Source organism: Bacillus sp. 5w2 (assembly GCF_054353775.1).
In genome coordinates this window covers 116,204-138,362 of the sequence record NZ_JBTIWT010000009.1, presented here as the reverse complement: position 1 = coordinate 138,362, position 22,159 = coordinate 116,204, and the positions used below count along the sequence as shown (strand labels likewise).

18 protein-coding genes are annotated in these 22,159 nt (G+C 32.3%); 5 read left to right on the top strand and 13 right to left on the bottom strand.

From position 1 onward, the window contains the following. Window positions 1–462: 462 nt before the first annotated feature. The 6 genes from ACXY7N_RS16785 to ACXY7N_RS16760 all read right to left on the bottom strand — a co-directional run bounded on the left by ACXY7N_RS16785 (window position 463) and on the right by ACXY7N_RS16760 (window position 7,865). On the bottom strand, window positions 463–1,485 hold the full coding sequence (locus ACXY7N_RS16785) for a sensor histidine kinase (protein ID WP_016135608.1): 1,023 nt from the start codon (window positions 1,483–1,485) through the stop codon (window positions 463–465). Further along, complete coding sequence (locus tag ACXY7N_RS16780; protein WP_016135609.1) at window positions 1,482–2,153, bottom strand: response regulator transcription factor; 672 nt, start codon at window positions 2,151–2,153, stop codon at window positions 1,482–1,484. Before ACXY7N_RS16780 ends, ACXY7N_RS16785 begins: the two co-directional genes overlap by 4 nt. 81 nt (window positions 2,154–2,234) lie before the next feature. Beyond that, the gene (locus ACXY7N_RS16775; protein WP_016135610.1) at window positions 2,235–4,223 is read right to left on the bottom strand and encodes an FtsX-like permease family protein; all 1,989 of its coding nucleotides are present in this window, start codon (window positions 4,221–4,223) and stop codon (window positions 2,235–2,237) included. Beyond that, the gene (locus ACXY7N_RS16770) at window positions 4,213–4,980 is read right to left on the bottom strand and encodes an ABC transporter ATP-binding protein (RefSeq protein ID WP_016135611.1); all 768 of its coding nucleotides are present in this window, start codon (window positions 4,978–4,980) and stop codon (window positions 4,213–4,215) included. Before ACXY7N_RS16770 ends, ACXY7N_RS16775 begins: the two co-directional genes overlap by 11 nt. Before the next feature lie 694 nt (window positions 4,981–5,674). Next, window positions 5,675–7,021 carry an FAD-binding oxidoreductase gene (locus ACXY7N_RS16765; RefSeq protein WP_016135612.1) on the bottom strand — a complete coding sequence of 449 codons (1,347 nt, stop codon included), beginning with the start codon at window positions 7,019–7,021 and terminating at the stop codon, window positions 5,675–5,677. A gap of 373 nt (window positions 7,022–7,394) precedes the next feature. Next, a complete protein-coding gene (locus ACXY7N_RS16760) occupies window positions 7,395–7,865 on the bottom strand; it encodes an NUDIX hydrolase (protein WP_016135613.1) in 471 nt (156 codons plus the stop codon). 396 nt (window positions 7,866–8,261) lie between these two features. Between ACXY7N_RS16760 and ACXY7N_RS16755 the strand changes: the two genes are divergently transcribed. Beyond that, entirely contained in the window at window positions 8,262–9,185 is a 924-nt protein-coding gene (locus ACXY7N_RS16755) for a tyrosinase family protein (RefSeq protein WP_016135614.1), read from the top strand. 30 nt (window positions 9,186–9,215) lie between these two features. Beyond that, window positions 9,216–9,383: a hypothetical protein gene (locus tag ACXY7N_RS16750; protein ID WP_016135615.1), complete on the top strand. Its 168-nt coding sequence runs from the start codon at window positions 9,216–9,218 to the stop codon at window positions 9,381–9,383. Between the two features lie 299 nt (window positions 9,384–9,682). On the opposite strand, the gene ACXY7N_RS16745 is transcribed toward ACXY7N_RS16750, so the two are convergent. Further along, window positions 9,683–10,537 (bottom strand): hypothetical protein, encoded by an 855-nt coding sequence (locus ACXY7N_RS16745; RefSeq protein ID WP_016135616.1) that lies wholly within the window; start codon window positions 10,535–10,537, stop codon window positions 9,683–9,685. A 2,047-nt stretch (window positions 10,538–12,584) separates the two neighbouring features. Further along, window positions 12,585–14,174 (bottom strand): bifunctional metallophosphatase/5'-nucleotidase, encoded by a 1,590-nt coding sequence (locus ACXY7N_RS16740; RefSeq protein ID WP_353811633.1) that lies wholly within the window; start codon window positions 14,172–14,174, stop codon window positions 12,585–12,587. Between the two features lie 562 nt (window positions 14,175–14,736). Between ACXY7N_RS16740 and ACXY7N_RS16735 the strand changes: the two genes are divergently transcribed. Next, the gene (locus ACXY7N_RS16735) at window positions 14,737–15,042 is read left to right on the top strand and encodes a DUF6442 family protein (protein WP_016135619.1); all 306 of its coding nucleotides are present in this window, start codon (window positions 14,737–14,739) and stop codon (window positions 15,040–15,042) included. A 3-nt stretch (window positions 15,043–15,045) separates the two neighbouring features. After that, window positions 15,046–15,252, top strand: a complete 207-nt coding sequence (locus tag ACXY7N_RS16730) for a helix-turn-helix transcriptional regulator (RefSeq protein ID WP_000651002.1) — start codon at window positions 15,046–15,048, stop codon at window positions 15,250–15,252. Between the two features lie 96 nt (window positions 15,253–15,348). On the opposite strand, the gene ACXY7N_RS16725 is transcribed toward ACXY7N_RS16730, so the two are convergent. The 4 genes from ACXY7N_RS16725 to ACXY7N_RS16710 form a co-directional block, all read right to left on the bottom strand. Further along, entirely contained in the window at window positions 15,349–15,735 is a 387-nt protein-coding gene (locus tag ACXY7N_RS16725; RefSeq protein WP_016135620.1) for a hypothetical protein, read from the bottom strand. A 23-nt stretch (window positions 15,736–15,758) separates the two neighbouring features. Next, entirely contained in the window at window positions 15,759–15,947 is a 189-nt protein-coding gene (locus tag ACXY7N_RS16720; protein WP_002165486.1) for a helix-turn-helix transcriptional regulator, read from the bottom strand. A gap of 401 nt (window positions 15,948–16,348) precedes the next feature. Then, window positions 16,349–18,310, bottom strand: a complete 1,962-nt coding sequence (locus ACXY7N_RS16715; RefSeq protein ID WP_353811634.1) for a M56 family metallopeptidase — start codon at window positions 18,308–18,310, stop codon at window positions 16,349–16,351. Continuing rightward, window positions 18,310–18,711, bottom strand: a complete 402-nt coding sequence (locus ACXY7N_RS16710; RefSeq protein WP_000735928.1) for a BlaI/MecI/CopY family transcriptional regulator — start codon at window positions 18,709–18,711, stop codon at window positions 18,310–18,312. The genes ACXY7N_RS16715 and ACXY7N_RS16710 overlap by 1 nt, the downstream gene beginning before the upstream one ends. 185 nt (window positions 18,712–18,896) lie before the next feature. Between ACXY7N_RS16710 and ACXY7N_RS16705 the strand changes: the two genes are divergently transcribed. Next, window positions 18,897–20,327, top strand: coding sequence for an IS4 family transposase (locus ACXY7N_RS16705; RefSeq protein WP_353811635.1), 1,431 nt, complete (start codon window positions 18,897–18,899; stop codon window positions 20,325–20,327). A gap of 308 nt (window positions 20,328–20,635) precedes the next feature. On the opposite strand, the gene ACXY7N_RS16700 is transcribed toward ACXY7N_RS16705, so the two are convergent. Further along, a complete protein-coding gene (locus tag ACXY7N_RS16700; protein ID WP_016135623.1) occupies window positions 20,636–21,955 on the bottom strand; it encodes an aromatic amino acid transport family protein in 1,320 nt (439 codons plus the stop codon). Between the last annotated feature and the right edge of the window lie 204 nt (window positions 21,956–22,159).

Sequence of the window (22,159 nt, the reverse complement as noted above, 5' to 3'; positions counted from 1 at the left end):
CTTGATGGCAATAGGAGATTTTAGTGAGAAAAAATATAAAAAGATTTCATCCGGTATGATGAAATCTTTTTATGTTTTTCTTCTAATTTATTTATTAAAATTAGAATTTTCATTACTATAGAAACCTAATATAATAACAAATGGAGCTAATAGAATACTTAACCAATAATTTAATTTATACGGTAAATTCATATCAAAAATAATGGTAGCAATCATAACAATTAGAGTTAATATAGCTAAAAGATAAGTAATTATTTTCATTAGTAATCATCCTTGTATATTAAAGTGATTCTATAAAATCATTAGTATTTACATTAATTTGATAGGCTTATTTGTTATGCACATTTTTAGTGTAATCGTAGAAATCCCAAAAAAGTACACTCACATATACCCTCTTGGTACCCTTAGCTTGATGGCGATGTGGTGCTACCCCTTATATTGTGGGAAGATGTAGCATTTCTTTTATAAATAAGACTCAAAAGGTACCATACCTGATAAAGGAAATATTAATGTAACTCTAGTTCCTTTATTCATTTCAGATTCAATGCCAATTTTCAATCCTAATTTTGAACACAGTTTTTCGCATAGATACAAGCCCATTCCTGTACTTTTGCTAAATCTTCTTCCATTCTCTCCAGTAAACCCTTTCTCAAAAACTCTATTTATATCTTTAGTTAGTATCCCTACTCCATTATCCTCTATAGTTAGTATTACTGAGTTAGTTTTCTTAATTGAGTATATACGTATCATTTGTTCTTTATTATTTGAGTATTTTATAGAATTTCCTATTATTTGATTAATAATAAATTCAACCCATTTTCCATCACCATATACGATTTCATCAATATCCTGTATATCTAATTTTATTTTCTTATGAATAAAATCCCTATAGTTTCTTTTAATTACATTCCTTACTACATTATCAAGGTTGATTGGCTTGATAATGTAATCTTTATTAACGTTACTGCTTCGAGAATAATACAGAACCTGTTCTACAAACCCCTCAATCCGATCCATTTGAGAGTCAATTTTATTAGTTACTTCATTTTGATTATTTTCAATTATAAGCTTTGTAGAAGCTATTGGTGTCTTAATTTCATGCACCCATGTCTCTATATATTCTCTGTAATCCAATTGCATATCTCTATAATACTTTACATTTTCATGCATATCTCTACTTACTTCTTTCAGTATAGTGTTAAGCTTTTCCCCATGTATAAAGGTTGCTTCCTTTACTACCTCTGGAAGTAGGTATTTTTTCTCCAAGTTTTCTAATATGCCATTAATCTCATTATAAAAATTTTTACATTTTATAAATTCTATAACCATATATGAAATCAATGGAAAAAACCAAATACAAAAGACAAAGAATATGATTATGAACTGAACATGCGCAGTCAGTAATATACCTGCTAATATAATAAATACCAGTACATTAGATAGTATTACTACTATTTTATCTTTAATAAATTCACCTATATTCATGGCATTATATACCCTAAGCTTCTTCTTGTTGCAATTGGATTTTCTATACCTATCTCTTCAAGCTTTTTTCTTAATCTATTTATATTAACAGTTAAGGTGCTATCATCCACAAAATAATCAGATTTCCATAAAGTTTCTATGAGTGAATCTCTTTTTACAATATTTCCGCGATTATTTATTAAGCATGAGAGTATCTTAACTTCATTTTTAGTTAACTCTACCGATTTGTCTTGATAAGTAACTGTTGCATTTGAAAGATTTAAATTAAAATCTCTATAAATTAAGATATGATTCGTCTTGAAATCTCCAGAAGTTCTTCTTAAAATGTTTGTTACTCTTGCTAATAGTATTTCTGTATTATACGGCTTTGTTATAAAATCGTCTGCTCCTAAATTCATACTTATTAGTTCATCTACATCACTATCTCTGCTTGTAACCATGAAGATTGGAACATTTGAAGTTTTACGTATTTCTCTGCATATATAATAGCCATCGAACACAGGAAGATTTATGTCTAGTAATATAAGGTCTGCATTCTCACTTTCTATATATTCGATAATATGATTAAAATCTGTGGGAGCCTTTACTTCATATCCATACTTTATAAAAAAATGTTGTAATTCTTCTCTGATGATTTCATCATCTTCTATCAGAATGATTTTTTTCATGACTTTTCCCTCCCTATACAGAATATAAGGCTATTACATCTTGAGAAACAAGGTGTAATAGCCCTAATGAGCATTATAAAATCAAGTATTACTTTTTATAATATTTTTATACCCGACATATGTCATGTAGAAATATATTACATAAACTACAAGAAATACTAAGCCAGTCATCAATGCTGGTAAAGTAATGTCTGTTGGTTGAATTGCGTTAATAAAATTATTGATTACATAAATTCCAACTACAGAATGCATTAGGGCAAGAATAACTGGAAGACTAAAGTATACGAAAGTTTGAATAAAAATCGTTTTGTCGATCATTGTTCCGTTTGAACCAATTCTCTTCAAAGATTTATATCGCTCTATGCTATCACTGGCTTCTGATAATTGTTGAAGAGCTAATACAGCCATACTCGTTATTAAAAATACAATACCTATATATATCCCAATAAACAGTATGATGGTTTTCAATCCCTTACTTTCTGCACGAACTTCATCCTTTGATTTGCCTGATATATATGCAATATTTAATTTCGGGCCATTTTCGTCATAAAAGCCCCTTGCAACGTTATCATATTTTTTATTATATTCTTCTCTATTTCCATCTAAATAATTTACATTAAGTACGGATGTACCAATTTTGTAGCCTGATAAAAACTCATCATTTATAACGATTGCGAAGAAATTAAGTGGCGCATCAGTAGTGTAAAGATTCTCTTGTATAACTTTAGCGTGTTTTACCAGATATTCTTTTTCTTTAATATTCACCTTATTGCTATTTTTTAATCTTTCATTTATCGAATTAACCAACCGGCTTTCATTTGATAAAAGTAAAATTTCATTGTTATTTATAGTAATTTTCTTTTCACCTTTGAGATTTAAAATTTGATTATAATCAGATACTTTAATGAAATCCACAACGATATTCTTAGCATTTTTAGTTACTTCTGGTACAACGTCCCCCACTTCCATCTTTGCTGAATATACATTATAAGATACATATTTTTCATTATTACTTAGTTTAAAATTTGATGTATTTAATACGTCTTCTATCGTGTAACTTTCATCCCTATTCATCAACGTAATACTGGCATCAAATGGTGTTTCTTCTTTTATTGTTGCGTCCATCATTCTGTTGAAGCTGATTCCTGTAGATAAAGCCACCATTGTAAGGAATAACATTAAACAGATTACAGACATGGATATAAAATTTGTATTAACCTTACTATTTATTTGTTTGATGATAAATATATTTAACCCTTTAAAATAGACTTTTTTATTCTTCTTTACAACATATAATATAAATCCAGATAAACTAAAGAAAAACAGAAATGTACCTAATATGCCAAGAAGGATTGATACCACGAGCATAGGATTTTGATAATTCAATCCAATTTTTAGTACAGTCACATATGCATATCCAAGTGATGCTACACACATTATAAATGTGATTACATAGATAAGAGGATTTCTAAATTTTACATCTTCGTTTTTTCTACCTGCTGTTAACAAATCAATTATTTTGTATTTAGAAACAACATATACATTACATAACATAACAAGCAAAAACATGATTCCAAAGTAGAATACGCTTTTACCTATAGCACCTGTTGAAATTGCAAATTTATATTTATTGATGGGCAATTCAAATAACTTTAATGCAAATGTAGATAATCCCTGCGATACTCCAATACCTATTATAAGTCCACTCACTAAAGATATAACGCCAACTAGAAATGTCTCTGTTACTAATATTCTGGATATGTTTCTTCTTCCCATACCTAAAGTCATGTATATTCCTAATTCTTTTTTACGTTTTTTAATTAAGAAATTATTTGCATACAATATTAAACTACCTAATATTACGGATACAAATACTGACACATTTGAGATAGCGTTCATTACTGTAGGCACATACTTTTTATCTGAAGCGCTAATTTCCATAAGTGCCTTTTGTGATTCTATGGAGTTAAAGCTATAAAATATACAAACAGCCAGTGTTAGTGTTAAGAAATATATTGCATAATCTTTAAGACTTTTCTTTACATTCCCAATAGCAAGCTTAGAGTACATTATTATCGTCACCTCCAAGAAGGGTTATAACTTCAATAATTTTAGTAAAGAATTCTTTTCTGGAATCATTTCCTCTTACCAACTCGATAAATATTTTGCCATCATTAATAAAAAGAATTCTACGAGCATAGCTTGCTGTAAATGCATCATGAGTAACCATAAGTATGGTAGCCTTTAAATCCTTATTAAGACTTTCAAATCTTTCGAGTAATAATCTAGCTGATTTAGAATCTAACGATCCTGTTGGTTCATCTGCAAGTATCAAAGATGGATCTGTTACGATAGCTCTTGCCGAAGCAACCCTTTGTTTTTGTCCGCCCGATATTTGATAAGGGTATTTGCTTAATACTTGTTCAATGTCTAAATATTTTGCAACCGCTTGTATTTTGCCATCAATTTTTGAACTTTCCTCACCTTTTATAGTTAACGCTAGGGCAATATTTTCATAAGCAGTAAGAGTATCTAATAAATTAAAGTCCTGAAATACAAACCCTAATTCATTTTTTCTAAACTTATCTAGTGACTTTGATTTTAACCGAGTAATGTCACTATTATTGATTATTATTTTTCCCGTCGTAACATGATCAATCGTTGATATACAGTTAAGTAGTGTAGTTTTTCCACTTCCTGAGGGCCCCATTATCCCAACAAATTCCCCCTCATCTACCTTAAAACTAATATTATCTATAGCCTTTGTTACGTTATCTTTATTACCATAATATTTTTCAATTTTTTCTACACTTAATATATTTCGCATTAATACTTCTCCTTTTTCATTATAAAAATTCTTTAACTCCCCTTCATTTTATATAATTTCATTACTAGTATCGGTGGAATTACATTTCATTAACATTACATTTTTGTTATATTGAGTGATACCTCTACATGTAAGTTATCAGAAATCGCGATGGTATAAGTAAGGATTATTCGGTGCTTTACCAAAGAGGCAGAAAAATGTAGTGGTATGGGTTCTGGAGCAAAAACGATAAGACTTATGTAATTAGTAGAAATAAACAAACTGGTTACAGCGTAACAACAGCTCTATTTAAAAGACATGGATTCATAGTCATTTCAATAGAAACTATTTTTCACACTAGTATTTTCATGCATGATAAAGACGTTTTAAAAAATATCCACTTTGTTGTCTCCGTTTAAAAAGTACCCATTCCCTTGTCTCCATATGAGGACAAGGGAATGGGTACTAAATGGAGAGTCTCCGTCGGAAATTCGGCATTTTAAATTATAAAATTAGTTCCTACTTTCACGTCTTTCTACAACAAGGACGAGGAATGACAAACTATTTAGACAAAAAAGTTTAAGATACAGTTTTATATAACTAAATCAATCTTGTGTAATAGGATAGAATTTTGAAGAAAGACATAAAACGGAATACTTCATAGACTAGAAAGTTGTTTTTTTAAATTGCAAAATTTAAGACCGGCAAAAGAATTCTATTTTCTATATACAGGTGGAATGCTTTGTGGAAAATTAAAAATATCTTCTGGATCGTATTTAGCTTTTACTTGAGTCAATTTTTTGAAGTTTTCACCATAATATAAATCTGACCAATCTTTCATTGAAAGATCTGGTGTGTTAACGTAGACACCTTTCGTAAAAGGAATCATTGCTTGACGAAAATCTTCTACCCAGCGAATCCCTTGTGCAGCTCCCTCAGGTTTTTCCCACGTGGAAAATAACACCATATTCACTAGAGCTTTTCGATAAAAATAAGCAGTATCTTCCTCGGGTACTTCAGAAACCGTCCCACCTAAGCCCTGAAAAAACATGGAAACAGTGGCATTAGGTGGAGCTTGACTCATAAATTGTTCAATCGTAGCAATACCTTCTTCAGGTAATAAAGAGTCCATAAAAGGTGCTACGCTTTTAAATGGAAAAGGAGTTGCAGGCTGATGATTGGATATTAATGTTATAGCTTCTAAATAAGACAGTTCTTTTATGTCTACCTTTATAGGTGATCCAATTTGGAGAAGTGGTTGTATCAATTTCTGTAAGTCTTTAACTGACCCATGAAAAATCCCATGCATCAACAATGGAGATGTCTTTTCTGACGACAATAATAATGTAGGAGTAAAGCGTTTATCAGAAGTAGGTAGAGTATACTTTTGCCATTCCTGTATAACGGCTTTTAAATCTTGTTGCCCCCAACTAACTTCAGCAAAACCAACAGTCTTAATTTCATGAGTACGAAAGCGAAAAGATGTACAAATACCGAAACTTCCGCCTCCACCACGTAAAGCCCAAAATAAATCAGGATGCTCCTGATCATTAACCTGCAATACACATCCATTTGCATCAACCATTTCTATTTCTACTACATGATCAAGTAGTAGTCCTAATGGTCGAGAAAGAATACCTTGACCGCCACCTAAAGCTATTCCCGCGATAGCTGGTTTAGGACAGACCCCATTAGGAATAGCTAATCCTTCTTTCCCAAGAATCTCAGCTAACTGGAGATTTTTACAACCAGCTCCTACTATAACAGTTTTTGATGTAGGATCTATTTTTATTTGATTTATCTCACTGACATCAATTACTATACCACCATCTAAAACTGACAAGCCTTCATAATTGTGACCTCCTGAACGTACTCGGATAGGTACATTATTATGTAATGACCATCGTACTGCATTCACAACGTCTTGAGTATTTTGTGCAAAGACTATAACAAAAGGGAATCTATTAAAAAATGTGTTAAACGATTTACGTGCTGAATCATATTGTGCTTCACCAGGTGACACAATACGTCCTGTTAAACTTATATCTTCATCATAGTGCATATAGAAACCTCACTCTCCGTGCAAAAATTTTTAATGCTATAATGTTAATAATATGTATGTGAAAAAAAGTAAGAACTACCAATTATATTGGTAATTCTTACTTTCTTCATAAAATTAAACAATTTTGTTAAGCTTTTAAATCGACAAAAACCGTTTTTAAGCCTCTATTTTTAATATATAGGCTAGTGACGCATTCCTATCAAACTAAGAATTCAGAAATACCCAAAAAGCTCGTTCTAAGAGTAATATAAAATTTTTACTTGTTGGCGTTTTGGTATCACCAGCATTTTGGAAAAAGTTAACCAAAAATAAAATAAGCCATCCATATGGATAGCTTATTTACATAATTTTCGATATAGGAAGTTAAAAGTTTTTATTTAAATACACCTTTTCTTTTGGAAAGCCAATCTTCTAAGGCATCTTCGTGTAGTTTTGTGAATAATTTCGGTATTTGGTCTATTGGGAAGTATTTTAAATCTAAAGTTTCAATACCATCTGCAGTAAGTTCTCCATCAATTGGCTTGCATTGAAAACAATGAACGATAGTCTGAGCTTTATCTCCATTTGGAAACTCACCAAAATATTTAGAGTAGACACCTATAAGATGTTCAACCTCAACGTTTAATCCTGTTTCCTCAAGTATTTCTCGTTTAGCGGTTTCTTCAAGAGATTCTCCAAGTTCCATAGCACCACCTGGAAGACCCCACTCATTTCTATCTCCCCGTTTTTGTAAAAGAATTTCATTTCGTTCGTTATAAACAATACCTCCAGCAAAATTAAGAAATATTAAATCGTGCCCTACTTTTTCACGAATATAACGGATGTAGTCCTTATTTGTAGTCATAAATTTCCCCCTATTTATATAAAAAATACAAATTAATTATATATAAAGATGGAGTGAAATAGTAATAAAAGTTATATTTTTCCTTATTTAACTGATCTGTCATTTAGTTGAATAAGAAACAGTGTCTATCGTATACATGTGTGGTTTACATAACGTCTCATTATCAGTAGTCAATAATGAATAGAATTTTCGTTATGGGGAATTTTTACTCTTTAGGTTGATGGTGATGAGGGTCTCGAAATCTTAGCTTGATAGCGATGTATGGTGACCCCTGAGATGTAAAAAAAAAACATATCTGAAATATGGATAACCTTCTTCGCATGTCGAATAATAAAAAAGGACTTTAATAGACGTTAAATGTCCTTATATACACTACATGATAAAGGAGGATTTGAATTGATAACAACACAACATCAACATCGTAAACTCTTTTCGGAAATCAAAGTAGATACAGAAAAAATCGGCCATGAGTTAGAATCACTTATTGCTAGCATTAGCCCTACTGAGAGAGACGAAGATACAGTAGTTATGGACGATGCCACCGTTCAAATTGTTCGTAAAAATCAGAAAAACCTGGACAATAGTGAAATTGAGGCATTTAAGAATGCAGTTAATAAGTTGATTCAAGATGGGACTTATAAAAATTTAACCGAAATCCATGCCGATATGTCCCACAATCAGCATGGTTCCATGGGTGCAAAGGGAGCCTTAAGATTTTTATCATGGCATAGACGCTTTCTATTAGAATTTGAAAAAGAGTTACAAAAAGCCGACCGTTCATTACGTCCACAAGCGACTACATTCATTACTATTCCGTATTGGCGATGGGTGGATGATTTTCCATCTTGGTTAGAAGGTTTTCTACCTGCAACTGATCCAGAAAGTGGTAATCCAGTACCTCCTCGTACATATAAGAATGCTGATTCAAGCCTAAAACCTACTTCTAGTGATGTCGACTACATCATTAATGGCTTTGATCATCAGCTTTCTGGATTTACGGTTAACAAGTATACAAAATTCACGTATGGGTTAGAAGGAAATGGAGTAAGATCAGATGGCACAGAACTTCCTGCCCATAACCAGGTGCATCAGTGGGTCGGGGGGATCATGGATGACCTCAGTTATTCCCCTACTGATCCAATGTTTTGGTTACATCATGCTGAGGTTGATCGTTTATGGCATATTTGGCAAAACAATAACCCTGGTCTTAACCCACCATTAACGGGGGTAAATAAGATAATGGATCCATGGCAAGAAGACTCAGACCAACTTGCTTCAATAACAGTTCTAGGCTATAAATACGAAAGTGATATCCCATAAAAAATCAATAATTAAAAGGAGTTAAAAATCATGACATTAACAGCAACTCCAAATGTTATCATGGTTGATCCAGCTGCAGGCCAAAGTGTAGGACACACGATTATCAAATGGAAAAAGATTTTTTTCAACCTCTCTACCTTGACTGGTGGAGAGTTTTTTTACATAAAGATAAATTTATTAAGTAAGGAACCTTCTTAACGTACGGAAAAATCAAGTTTTTTAAATGGAAAATTCCTTAGTGTACGAAATTGGCGTTATATTGGTGGGACCCCTTCAAACAAAAAGCAATAAAAAACTAAGGAATCTAAAGTTCTTTTAAATATTGTGATTAAATTCCAGATTGGCTTTCTCATATTTAGAATTGTTTCTGTACTCCTAATAAAATAGAAACCGGTTCCTTTTATATAAAAGGAACCGGTTATTTTTTTTATTTAAAAATAATTTTTCTGGATATAATTTGTGGGTATATAACAGTTATCTTATTAATTTCCTGTTTATTAATTGAATGGATTGTCTTTGTCTAAGTTAGAAGATATTCCTACAGGATAACGTTCATCTATAAATGTTTTAAATTGCTGAAAACCATCAGATTTTCCTGTTAGTTCTCTATAAGTATCTGCAAGGGTAGATCCTCCCGCTTGAACGATTTGGCTCCAACTAAAGCCAAGTTGGTAATGTAAATAATTCAAGAACAGAACTGAGCAGCCATTTGATATAGGATTTCTATCGGTAGAATCGTTGTTATCGACATAATTAGGTCGATCAGATTCGTCAAGCCAGATTGGAGCGGTAACTAATCCCCCGGTAAGCGCTTTTGGGTAAATTTCAGCAGCTAGGACACGTGATAGGCCCTCTCCATTACTTGCCCCACAATCCCAGCCACGATTCTGTACTGCAGAAAACACTTCAACTATTTCAGCAACAGCTACTAATCGGGTGAAATCAATATCTAAATGCGGTGTTGTTTTCACTCCACAATATATGTCAGTCCCACTACAACTATGATGGAAAGCACCTTGTATTCCTGGTGAAATAATAATGTTAAAAGGACCAGCTGATAAACCGCCAAAAAATGATGAGATTGTATTATAGTCTCTTTCGCATACTGATAATACACCATCTGAAAGTGTTATTCCATTAGGGCCCAATTGCGGATTGTAATAGACATGGAAATTTGCTGTATCTCCATGATGTTCCGTAGGAAAATCAAACTTAGCTTCTTCTTCAGCAAAATGCTGGGGATCGAGAAAAGACTCCATTTCTTTGGAAGCTTTTGCATCTAAAATACGGATAGAATCGGTTGTTATTTTAGGATTAAGTGCTGAATCCTTTGAGTTGTTATTATTTGTCATTATTACTATTTCAACTCCTTTTAAGATATACATATCATGGTATTATTGTAGTTTTTTTAAAATTAAAGATTAAAAAATAGTGACATCATTTGCAGCTGGAGGATCAAAAACAGTAATATCCACACGAACATTCAATGGTTCATCCCAATCTACTTGTATCCAATAGTTGATACCGCTTGTGCCATCACTATACCAATGGGGACTAACATTTTTCACATAACTTGGAGCCGAACCTTTATGAGTTCCTGCTCTTACTAGCGGATCAGGACTTTCAATAAGTTCAGCTTCGGTAGCAGAAATATGAAATACTGCATCTCCACGTACTTCTTTCCCAAAACTAAAATTGACCCATCCTTATGTTCTGCTTGGATAATATACACGCCATGTTCTATAATTAGTAGCCATAAATTGTCCCCCTTGTTTTTAGTTTCAGTAGTAGTATTTCCTTAAATTTTATAAAATATGTAAAATTTAAGTTTTGTATATTGAATTCTTATTTTGATTTTTGATGAAACTAAAATATATCAGCTTCTTGCTATATATCTCAAAACAAAGTGGGGATTTTTTTAAAAAGGTTCTATACAGTTGTTTTAGACTGTTTCTTTAAACTATGAAAATAGGTATGAATAAAAATTTATATTCAGTTAACATAACGTCCTATTATTGGTAGAAAAAAAAAGGGCAGATTACTACTTTCACAAGGAATACACCTTTTTATTTTTGTATGACTCTATTCATTTATTTATACATTCCTATCCTGGCGCGATTTTAAGGCTTTCTTTTGTTACTGGATTATCCGAAAAATTGTATAAAACCTTGCATGTTCTTAGCTTAGAGTTTTTCCGAAATACTGGCTGTACCCTTAATTCATCAACTTAAGATTTTATATTAATTGATAGTAAACGAGAATGGTTGACAAATCACCAAACTTTCTCGTTTGTAGAGCTTAAGTTTTCAGTTATTAAACCAAAAATCTCTAAAATAATATCCTACGCAGTATTCTCCTCATGATCTTTTTTCTAGAGTTTAACGTTTTTGATAATTTTTGTAACAGAACCCAATATATTGTTTTAAATATTTTTAGGTATCAATAAAAAGAATTTAATATTCTTTCAATGTATAAATAATCGTAATTTTTAGATAAATCAAGGGATTGTATGATAATATATTTATATGCATTACTTTACCATTTTTACAATAGACTTACATATAATTAAGATATTGAGGTGATTCATTAGTGGTTAATAATACGTGTGAAACTAGTAAGTATAATTCAATACATAAAAAACGATTTTATAATTCCGTTTTTTCAATTCCTTTAGTTGCTTTAGCTTTATTTATATTATCTTCTGTACAATTAGAATTAACTACTTTTTTGCTTATTACGTTTGTTTCCGTTGCTATAGTGCTCTTTCAATTATTTTATTTTTATAAGAAATGGAAAGTTCAGTTACAAAGTTAAATTTTAGTCATTGTGATAGTTTGTAATGTGGTCTCTTTATTGCTGATGCCACTCATGAACTTAGAACACCACTTACATAAATTCATGGTTTCTTAGAAATATTATTACGGGGTACAGCAGATCGACCTAATCAGCTATATAACGTTCTAAATATTATGTACGGTGACTCAAAACGCATCATAAAATTAGTAGAAGATGTATTGTTTCTTGCATAAATGAATCGTGAATATAGACTACATGTATCGGAAACTAATTTAACTAAACTCATCCGGCAGATGCAGAAACTGTTAAGTGTTTTAAGCGGACATCGACACATATCATATGATCTAATATTATCAATAAGCAGTTAATAGACTGGGTGTGTAATACTTGTGCTTACAAAGTGAGAATAATGATTGCTGAAATTGTATTGTCTACCAAATTGGCTTTAATACCATACAAATCAGAGTATCTAAATGAGACCTCTTTCCATTTCCTTGTGTTATAGTGTATTCCCATAGTTTGCAAATCCATAAAAATAGATTACCTGCACACTAAAAAGTATAGCGCACAGGTAATCTATTTATTATTGAGATTAATAAAAAACTAATTTATTTTTTGAATTCTTCCATCAATAATAGCCTGAATTGGTTCTTTTGATTTTTTTATATAATCTACTAATGCTTCAAAATCAGTTGGTCCTGTTTCAGCATCTTTCCCGTTTTTAAAGGACACAAATCCATCTCCGCCTGAAGCTAGAAATGCGTTCGCAACGACGCTGTAAGTTTTAGAAGGAATAACTTCTTCTCCATTTGTTAAGCGAATATTTGTTACTTTTTCTCCATTAGGCTTGTTCGCATCCCAAGTGTATTGGATTCCTGAAATTTGAAGCATTCTTGTTATGTCTTTTTGCCATTGTTGATTTAAAATATCACGAATGTCTTGACCCGTTAAATTTACTTTTATTAATTGATTTCCGAATGGTTGAATACCATATATCTCTCCCCATGTAATATCACCTGCATCTAAGTCATTACGAATACCACCAGGATTCATAAGAGCAATTTGGGATTGCATTGTTGCACGCTGAGCATCAGCAACTAAATTTCCGAGGGTAGATTCACCAGCTGTATTTAGTTTGCGATCTATTGGAGCAATAGACTTACCTACTACTTCATTGACCAGAGGTGCGATTTTTTCTTGATATTTTTCCATCTTCTTCTTTATTTTTTTATCAGGCTCTATGCCTTCATGGTAAGTTGTAACAATTTCTGCTTTTTTCTCAACAATATCTTTTGTCTTACGATCAATCTTTACATCAACATCAGCAAAAGCCATACCATAAGAATTTGCTTGTACAACAAGTTTATTATTAACAGTCCCATTTACATAAGTGTGACTATGTCCTCCAAAAATAACATCGACTTCTGGATCAGTCTCATTTGCTAATCGGACGATATCACCATTTGTTACGCCATTTCCATCTGTTGTCCCCCCGTTATGTGCAAGAACAACGATAGATTTAACTCCTAGTTTTTTTAATTGCTTTACGGATTTGTTAATGGCTTCAACTTCATCTGTAATTTCTACATTCTTTAGCATAGTAGGCATAACAAGGTTAGGAACATCTGTTGTTACGACTCCGATAAAACCAACAGGAACTCCTTGTACCTTTTTTATAGTAAATGGTGGTAAAAATAGACGACCAGTGGATTTATTATAAAAATTTGCGGCAACATATGGGAATTTTGCTCCTTTAAAATTACCTGTTTTCTCATGATATCCACCATAAATAAGACGGTTCATTTCTTCAACGCCTTCATCAAATTCATGATTTCCGATGGTTCCAACATCGAATTTCAAATCATTTAGAAATTCAATCGTAGGTTCATCTTGTAATAATGCTGAAACAGGAGTACTTGCTCCAACAACATCTCCAGCATGTACCTTTAATGTATTTGGATTTTGTTTTTCACGATCACGTAAATAAGCCCCTAAGTACTCGATTCCCCCTGCATCTTTATTGTTAATTTTTTTTACAGTGTCTAGTTGCCCATGAAAATCGTTAATACCGAGCATTTGTACGTCTATGTAGCGGTTTGAATCTGTACTTGCTTGCGCTGAAGGCGCAGCAAATGCACTTGAAAAAGTAATTGTACTTAATGCTAAAGCAACTGGAATGATTTTTTTCAACATAAAAATTTTCTCTCCCCTAATTAAAATCTGACATAATACGTTGTTATTTTAATATATTAAGAGAATTTTTTCTATAAAAAATTCTACTAATTACAAAAATTAATAAGATTTTAATTTTTTTCAGACAAAAAGTTCCTTCCTCAAGAAACGCGTAGTTAATACGTGGGAGATAAATTGGCTTTGGACAAGTAATGAAATGAAGCCATTTTAGTTGTTAGCCATACAATGGGGTACCCCGGCCCATTCTCATCAACCTAAGAAAACAGATGTGGGATACTTCAAAATATTATATTAGCTTGATGTATATGAATTCTACGCTCTAATATACTTGGATTAAAATCATAACAACCAGCAAAAAAAGATTGCTGTAATAGGGGTACAGCCACATCGCTATCAACCTAAGCTTCTTAATTACCCCCATAATGAAAATTTTATATCTTTGCCAATTGTATTTCTCTACACTTGAAGGACAAGTTTTATTATCATTATGACAAGTTAACTTGTCATAATGATAATAAAACTGTACAATAAACATATAATTAATAAGGGGTGGTTACAAATCATGCAAAAAGAAGAGATATTAAGAAAATACAAAAAAATGGGGAGAGATGAACGTAAAGAACTTATTGAATTAGATTCATCTAGTTACGGCTTAATAGCTGTACTTGTTTTAGTCCTATTTTTCAGTTCTTGGAAATTGATGCATGGTATTAAAAGTTACGAATTAATTTCAATTTTTTCTGGTTATATAGCTAGTACAAGCTTTTATAAGTTTAGAAAGTTAAAAGAACAAAAATTTCTTATTGCAAGCATTTTAGCTATAATGAGTACAATTGCAAGTGCCATAGTTTTCTTTCTGGAGGGATGATAATTGAAAGATGAATTAGTACTGCAAAATCGTTTGAAAGTAGCAAGAGCTGAGAAAAAAATATCACAGGGAGAATTAGCTGAAATGGTAGGAGTATCTAGACAAACAATTAGTTCTATTGAAACAGGACAATTTTGTCCAACTGCAAAGTTAGCATTAGTACTCTGTATAGCGCTAGATAAAAAATTTGAAGAATTATTTTATTTTTGATTAATTGGTGTACTAGAGATTTAAACAAAAAAACGCCATCCTTTCCTATGATTCTACAGAAAGAATAGCGTTTTTTTTCTACTTTTAAATAGTCTATTAAGAGTTGTTTCTTGAAACGAATATATGACTTATTTGGTAAACGATAGGATATAAGAAAACCAGAAAGATTAACGGTTTATTATGCATATGGTTAAAATTCCATGTTCCTTCTGATAAAAATAAAGTACCTAAAGTTAATACATACATTACAAAACAACAAATTGATAAGCTTTTCTGTCTGATATGTAAAAACATTTCATCAATAAAATTCTCACTTTCTTTTTTCCCTTTCAAAATTCTCTTCATAAATAATGATTGCAAAATGATTGTTGCTACAAATAACGAAGTTATAGAGAGCTGTTGCTTCTCATACCATTCAAAAGCAAGTAAACCCATAATCACAATGTAAAAACAAGTAAATAAGATATTAATTCCATTTTTCATTTGTTTCTTCTCCTTATCTAGATTTAATAAATAAATAATTGATCAACTGTTACACCAAGGGATTTAGCTAGATTAAAAGCAAGTTCCAATGTAGGATCATATTTGTTATTCTCAATCGCATTAATCGTTTGTCTTGAAACACGACATAATTTAGCTAAATCTTCTTGGGAAAGCTTTTGCTCTTTACGTAAAATACGAATTATGTTCTCCATTTTTATGAACATCACCTCTAATTTTGTCAAAAACTTTTTACATTTTCAGTTTATATAAATCCACCAGAAATGTCAAAAGTTTTTTACATTTATAAAAGTAAAAAAACGATAATCCTTCTACAATTTAGATAGAAAGAATATCGTTTTTTTCTTTTTGGGGGTAGTTTTATTTGTTAGCTTGATGGTGATGTGACGGTACCCCATCGCTATCAAGCAAAGTTTTTGAAGTACCCCCTAAACGAAAATTTTCTTTATCTACAGGTAGTTTTTTTGAGAAGTCAGCTCATATATAACTGTCGAGAGATAAAATTTTCGCATTGGGGGGCTCCAAAATAATTGCTTGGTTGGCAATGCACCAGAAAAGGTGTTCTAAAGATATAATTCTTCAAAACACCTTTTTATTATTTCAACATTGAAAGCATTATTTTTTCCAGTTCCGCTTTGTTTACATTCCTATCAGGCACTGTTTCCGATTGATAGCCGGTACTAGGATTTGTAATAACTATCTGATATGCACTATTCTTTCCTTTTGCGGGAACAATCATCTTCATACTTTGTAAGTTTTTATCTGAAGTGACAGTACCATAGAATACCTGATTTCCTTCTAATTCATAAGTTTCTATATTGTCATTGCCATTACGATTAAACGGATCTTTTTTCTGTTCTAAAAGTGGTGACTGATAAATTGTATAACTATATTTCCCCTTTACATATTTTGATTCAACAAGTATTTCTGGCTTTCTTGTAAGGAATGATCCAGCTAATTCGCTCTTTAGTGAGTAGCCCTCAACTGTATAAGTTGGTTTGTTAATTTGAAAATCAACAACCTTTTGTGCCTCTTCTAAAGTGTATCTTAAATGGCTGTCAATTTTGTCTCCCAATGATTGTGATTGATTATAGAGATCATTTAATTTTTTGTTATCTTCTTGACTCAACAGTTCTTCCTTAAACCATTTTACATCCCCTTCAAAATTCTCAGGTACTTCTTTTGAAACCATCGCTTTTTTCTGAATAGAAAGTTTCTCCTTATAAAATTGTATATACTGTTCAAATTCCTCTTTTGTCAAATGTTTTTCAGCCAAATACAGATAATCCGTAGCCATTTTATAGGCCTCTTTTGACATTCCCCAATCTTTCTTTGCATTTTCTGGCGTACCTAGTGTTTTTTCTACAGCGTTTTGAAGAGAGTCACCAGATTGTTCCTTTACTTCTTTTATTGTAGCTTTTCCTATTGTTTTCTCTTTTTGGTTTGCATTTATTCCATCCGCACGTGCATTTAGTAAGGAAAGAGATGAAACAGCAATAATAGCAACAACTCCAAATGCAGACCAACGATATGATTTCTTTTGAAAGTTTTTAATCATACGAATTCTCCTTTTTAAAGTTCTTTTATTTCTACTTAAGTTCGCTAAACTAGGCATTTGATAATAACTTGTATAATGTTCTAAAAGAGTAATAATAGTATGGCCATATGCAAGGTTTTCCTCTGAATCTATAAATGTAAGAGCAAGCGCATCGCACGCCAGTTCCTGATCTTCCCGCATACATGAGTAAGCATACCAAAGAATCGGGTTAAACCAATTTAGAATCAGTAAGCCATGCATAAGCCAATTCACACCAACATCTCTTCGTTTGATGTGGGCTAATTCATGATGAAAAATGTATCGTAACTGATGCTCATCTAATACTTTCATATGTACACTAGACAATAACACCTTTGTTCGAATGAATCCGAACACAGTTGGACTTGAAATCTTTCCGGCTAAAAGTAGTGGGATATCCCGTTGAACAGACATAGATTTCTTACAGTTTTCAAAAATCCGGACAATTCTCTCATCCGTAATAACAGGTTGTTCTTTTATGTAGAGTAATAAACGCCTATTCATAATGATGGTAGTAAGGCTCAGAATGATAACCCCAGCAAGCCAAATATATAAAAGGATTGTATAAAATGAAAACGTCTCATCATCTTGCTTTTCATTATTGTACGTTTGTTTTTTACTTTCCTCCGCTGTTTGTGTTGAACCAGATGCATAGGTATCTTCTTTTGTGATTACCTTTGTATCACCTATATCTGTCGATCCTTGTATACGATCTACAGGGTCTTGGTGAAAGATAACTGAAGTTTCATTACTGTACGAAAGAATAGAATAGATACTGTAGGAACTATCTGGTGACCATGGCAATAAAAGCCTTACAATTAATATCATCCATAATAAATACTGCCATCGTGGAGTTAACTTATTTCTAAGCAAGATTTTGATACATAAGATTAGGCCAACTAATATACTTGCCATAATGGAGGTTTCTATTACCCAATCAAAATATCGAGGTAGATAGACGTTTACAAACATATCTATCATTATGATCTATCCTTCCTCTGATTTTCCTCATTCTTCTCATCTAAAATACGTTTGAGTTCGTTAATATCCTCTGAGGACAATTTTTCTTCTTTTAAGAAATTCACAAGTAAAGGTTTAAATGCTGCACCATAGAAACGTTTGAGGAACGATTTGGTTTCTACTTGTAAATAACTTTCTTGCGACACTAAAGGATAATATGCATACATACGCCCTTTATCCTGATGATAAGAAACTGCCTCTTTTTGGACTAATCGATTAAGAAGCGTTCGAATGGTTTTCGGTTTCCAGTCCATCGTTACCTCTAGCGCTTCAATCACTTCATTTGCCGTTTGAGGAGATTTTGACCAAAGAACTTTCATGATTTCCAATTCAGCTTCCGATATTTTAGGTAATTTTTTCATTTTATAAAATTCAACCCCTTGTATTACATTTGTAATCTATAAATTAATATTACAAATGTAATCCTTGATTGTCAAACATATTTTGGGCTTGTAAATATATTCTCATGAAACTTAAGAAATTATCCCAAAAACAATGAAAATAAGCTATTCTTTCTGTAGAATCATAGGAAAGGGTGGCGTTTTTTATGTCTGTTTCTGTGTCTGATGAATTACAACTATTTGCTCAAGAGATTCAAAGTTTTTTATCTCCAAATACCTTACGGGATCATGCTAGAGATGTTGGTTTTGTACAACGAACTAGTAAGTATCAAGCAAAAGATTTAGTAGCTTTGTGTGTATGGGTGAGCCAAAATGTAGCTATGACTTCTTTAACTCAATTATCTAGCTGTTTAGAAGCATCAAAAGAAGTACTCATCAGCCCTGAGGGACTGAATCAACGGTTTAATAAGGCAGCCGTCCAACTTTTACAACACCTACTAGCCGAACTACTAAGCAAAAAATTGGCCGCATTTATGCCGATTTCTTCTCCATACACTTCTGTTTTCAAGCGTATTCGTATTTTAGATTCAACTGCATTTCAACTCCCGGATGTATTTTCATCGGTTTATCCAGGTGCAGGAGGATGCAGCCATACAGCTGGAATAAAAATTCAACTTGAGTATGATTTGTTAAGTGGACAGTTCCTACATATTCATACAGGTCCAGGTAAACAACATGATCGCACTTACGGCTCTCTGTGTGTCCCAACTGTGACAGCAAATGATTTATGTATCCGAGATTTAGGTTATTTTCACTTGAAAGATCTTCAACATATACAAGATAAAGAGGCCTACTATATCTCTCGTATCAAGTCGAATACACGTATGCATCAAAAAAATCCTAACCCTGATTATTTTCAAGACGGAAGAATTAAGAAAGGTACAGAGTATATACAGATAGATATGGAGACTCTAATGAACTCCCTTCAACCAGGACAAACATGTGAAATAGCTGATGCTTATGTAGGAATGATTTATAAAGTGCCAGCTCGTGTAATTGTTCATCGATTAACAAAACAACAGCAACAAAAACGATTACAAGATCAAACTGTAAGAGAAAAAAAGAAAGGAATGAAGTATTCTCCTCGTAGTAAACGACTTAGTGGTATCAATGTATATATGACAAACACCCCTATAGATATTGTCCCGATGGGACAAGTACATGATTGGTACTCTTTACGTTGGCAAATCGAAATTTTATTTAAAACGTGGAAATCATTCTTTCAAATTCATCAGTGTAAAAAGATAAAATCAGAAAGGTGGGAGTGCCATTTGTATGGACAATTGATTGCTATTCTACTCTGTTCTTCTATTATGTTTCAAATGCGGCATTTACTTCTTATAAGAAAGAAACGAGAACTGAGTGAGTATAAGGCCATATATATGATTAAAGATTATTTTCTTCTTCTTTTCCAAGCTATACAGAAAGACACCCAAGAGCTATCAAAGGTTCTACTTCGCCTGTTCAATCTCCTACAACAAAACGGGCGGAAATCTCATCGATATGAGAAAAAAACGGTCTTTGATATATTAGGTGTCGTTTACAATTGTACCATGTCTGATAATCAAGCCGCTTAATTCTAAAAAGTGAAACCCGTTAGGGTTTATTTCGTATGCAAATTTTTCAATCATCTACACTTGCCTTTTAGAAAAAAGAAAAAATCTCGCCTACAATTGACTTTACATAAGCTTAGCTTGATAGCGATGTGGCGGTACCCCTAATAGAAGTTATACCTCTAATAAAAAAAGGACAAACTATTTAAGGTGAATAGTTTGTCCAAAATTATAATCTCTGTGGTTTAACAATATATAATTTAGATCCGCTAGGAATCTTTCATTTTCTTTTCATATCTCACTATTTTTACATCTAAACTAACAATAGTAAATTAAAATAATGACTTAATACTTGCTAGAACAGTAAGTATTCCTATAACAATTACAAATACATTACTCATTTTCCCTCTGTATTTTGCTAGTACTGGTACTTTACGAATCGCATACATCGGTAATAGACATAAGATAGCAGCGACTAACGGACCGCTAAGAGCATCAATGATTCCAAGAATACTTGGATTTGTATAAGCAACATACCAGCATGTTAATACGACAAAAGTAAGAATCATTGTCTTAACTGTTCTCTCTCCTATATCTTTCCCACGTTTTTTACCGGACTTGATAATCATGTCACGCATTACCTCATACGCTCCTATATAATGGCCAAGGAAAGATTTTGTAATAGCCACAAACGCAATGATAGGAGCTGCAATAGTGATTACTGGCGAATTAAGTTCATTAGCAAGATATGATAGGATTGACAAGTTCTGTTCTTTTGCCACTTTAAGATCATCTGGAGTCAAACTTAAAGTGCTGCTCCAAACAAAGAACATAACAACAGCGAATGTCATGATATAACAAATTTTTTGTATTTGAGCACACTTGGCATCAGTAGCATCTATTCCATACGTAGCTCTCTGTTTCATAACGAATGACGAAATCATAGGAGAATGATTAAACGAGAATACTATGATTGGTAGTATCATCCATATTGTTCCAAAATATCCTGTTCCAGTTGAAGCAGTAGAAATACTTGAAAAACTTAGCATTGACGTATTCCACTGTGGAATTAAAGATATTGCGATAAAAAGTAGAGAAACAATGAAAGGATATACTAGCATGCTCATTATCTTTACAGTAATATCTTGACCAAAATTTAGTATAGCAATAAGACCGAGTACTAATACAAGCGATAAAATGGCCCTTGGAGGCTCCGGCATGTGCAATTGATTCACGATAAAACTACTTGCAGTATTTGTAAGTGCAACCGAATACATCAGCACGATCGTATAAATTGAGACGAAATATACAATGTTAAAAATGATACTTGCCTTATTTCCGAAATACTCTCTTATAGTACCCGTAATTCCCTCATCAGCAGAATTAGAAGCGTATATCATTTTAGCAAGCGCCCTATGTGAGTAATACATAACTGGATATGCAAGTATGGTAATTAACAGTAATGATAATAAACCACCTGAACCTGCATTAATAGGTAAGAAGAGTACTCCTGCTCCAATTGCTGTTCCAAATAGACTCAATGCCCAGGTAGTATCCTGTTTATGCCACTTTTTAGGGTCTAGATATTTCTCATTTTTTATTGCAGTATTATCAACTTGAAATTCTATGTTTTTTGCAGTATTCCCATTCATATAATAATCCCTCCTAGTTTCCTATTCTTACTTCTCTATTTAAGGCATTGGAATATAGACCGTTCTTGAAAAATGAATTACTCATAAAGTGCGCCACATCGTATATCCTTCTTCTAAGTTAATCAAAATCAAAATCAAAAAATTAGCGAAGCATCAACTTGATGGGGTTGTTACCACTTACAAAATGTTTCATTTATATAGTAG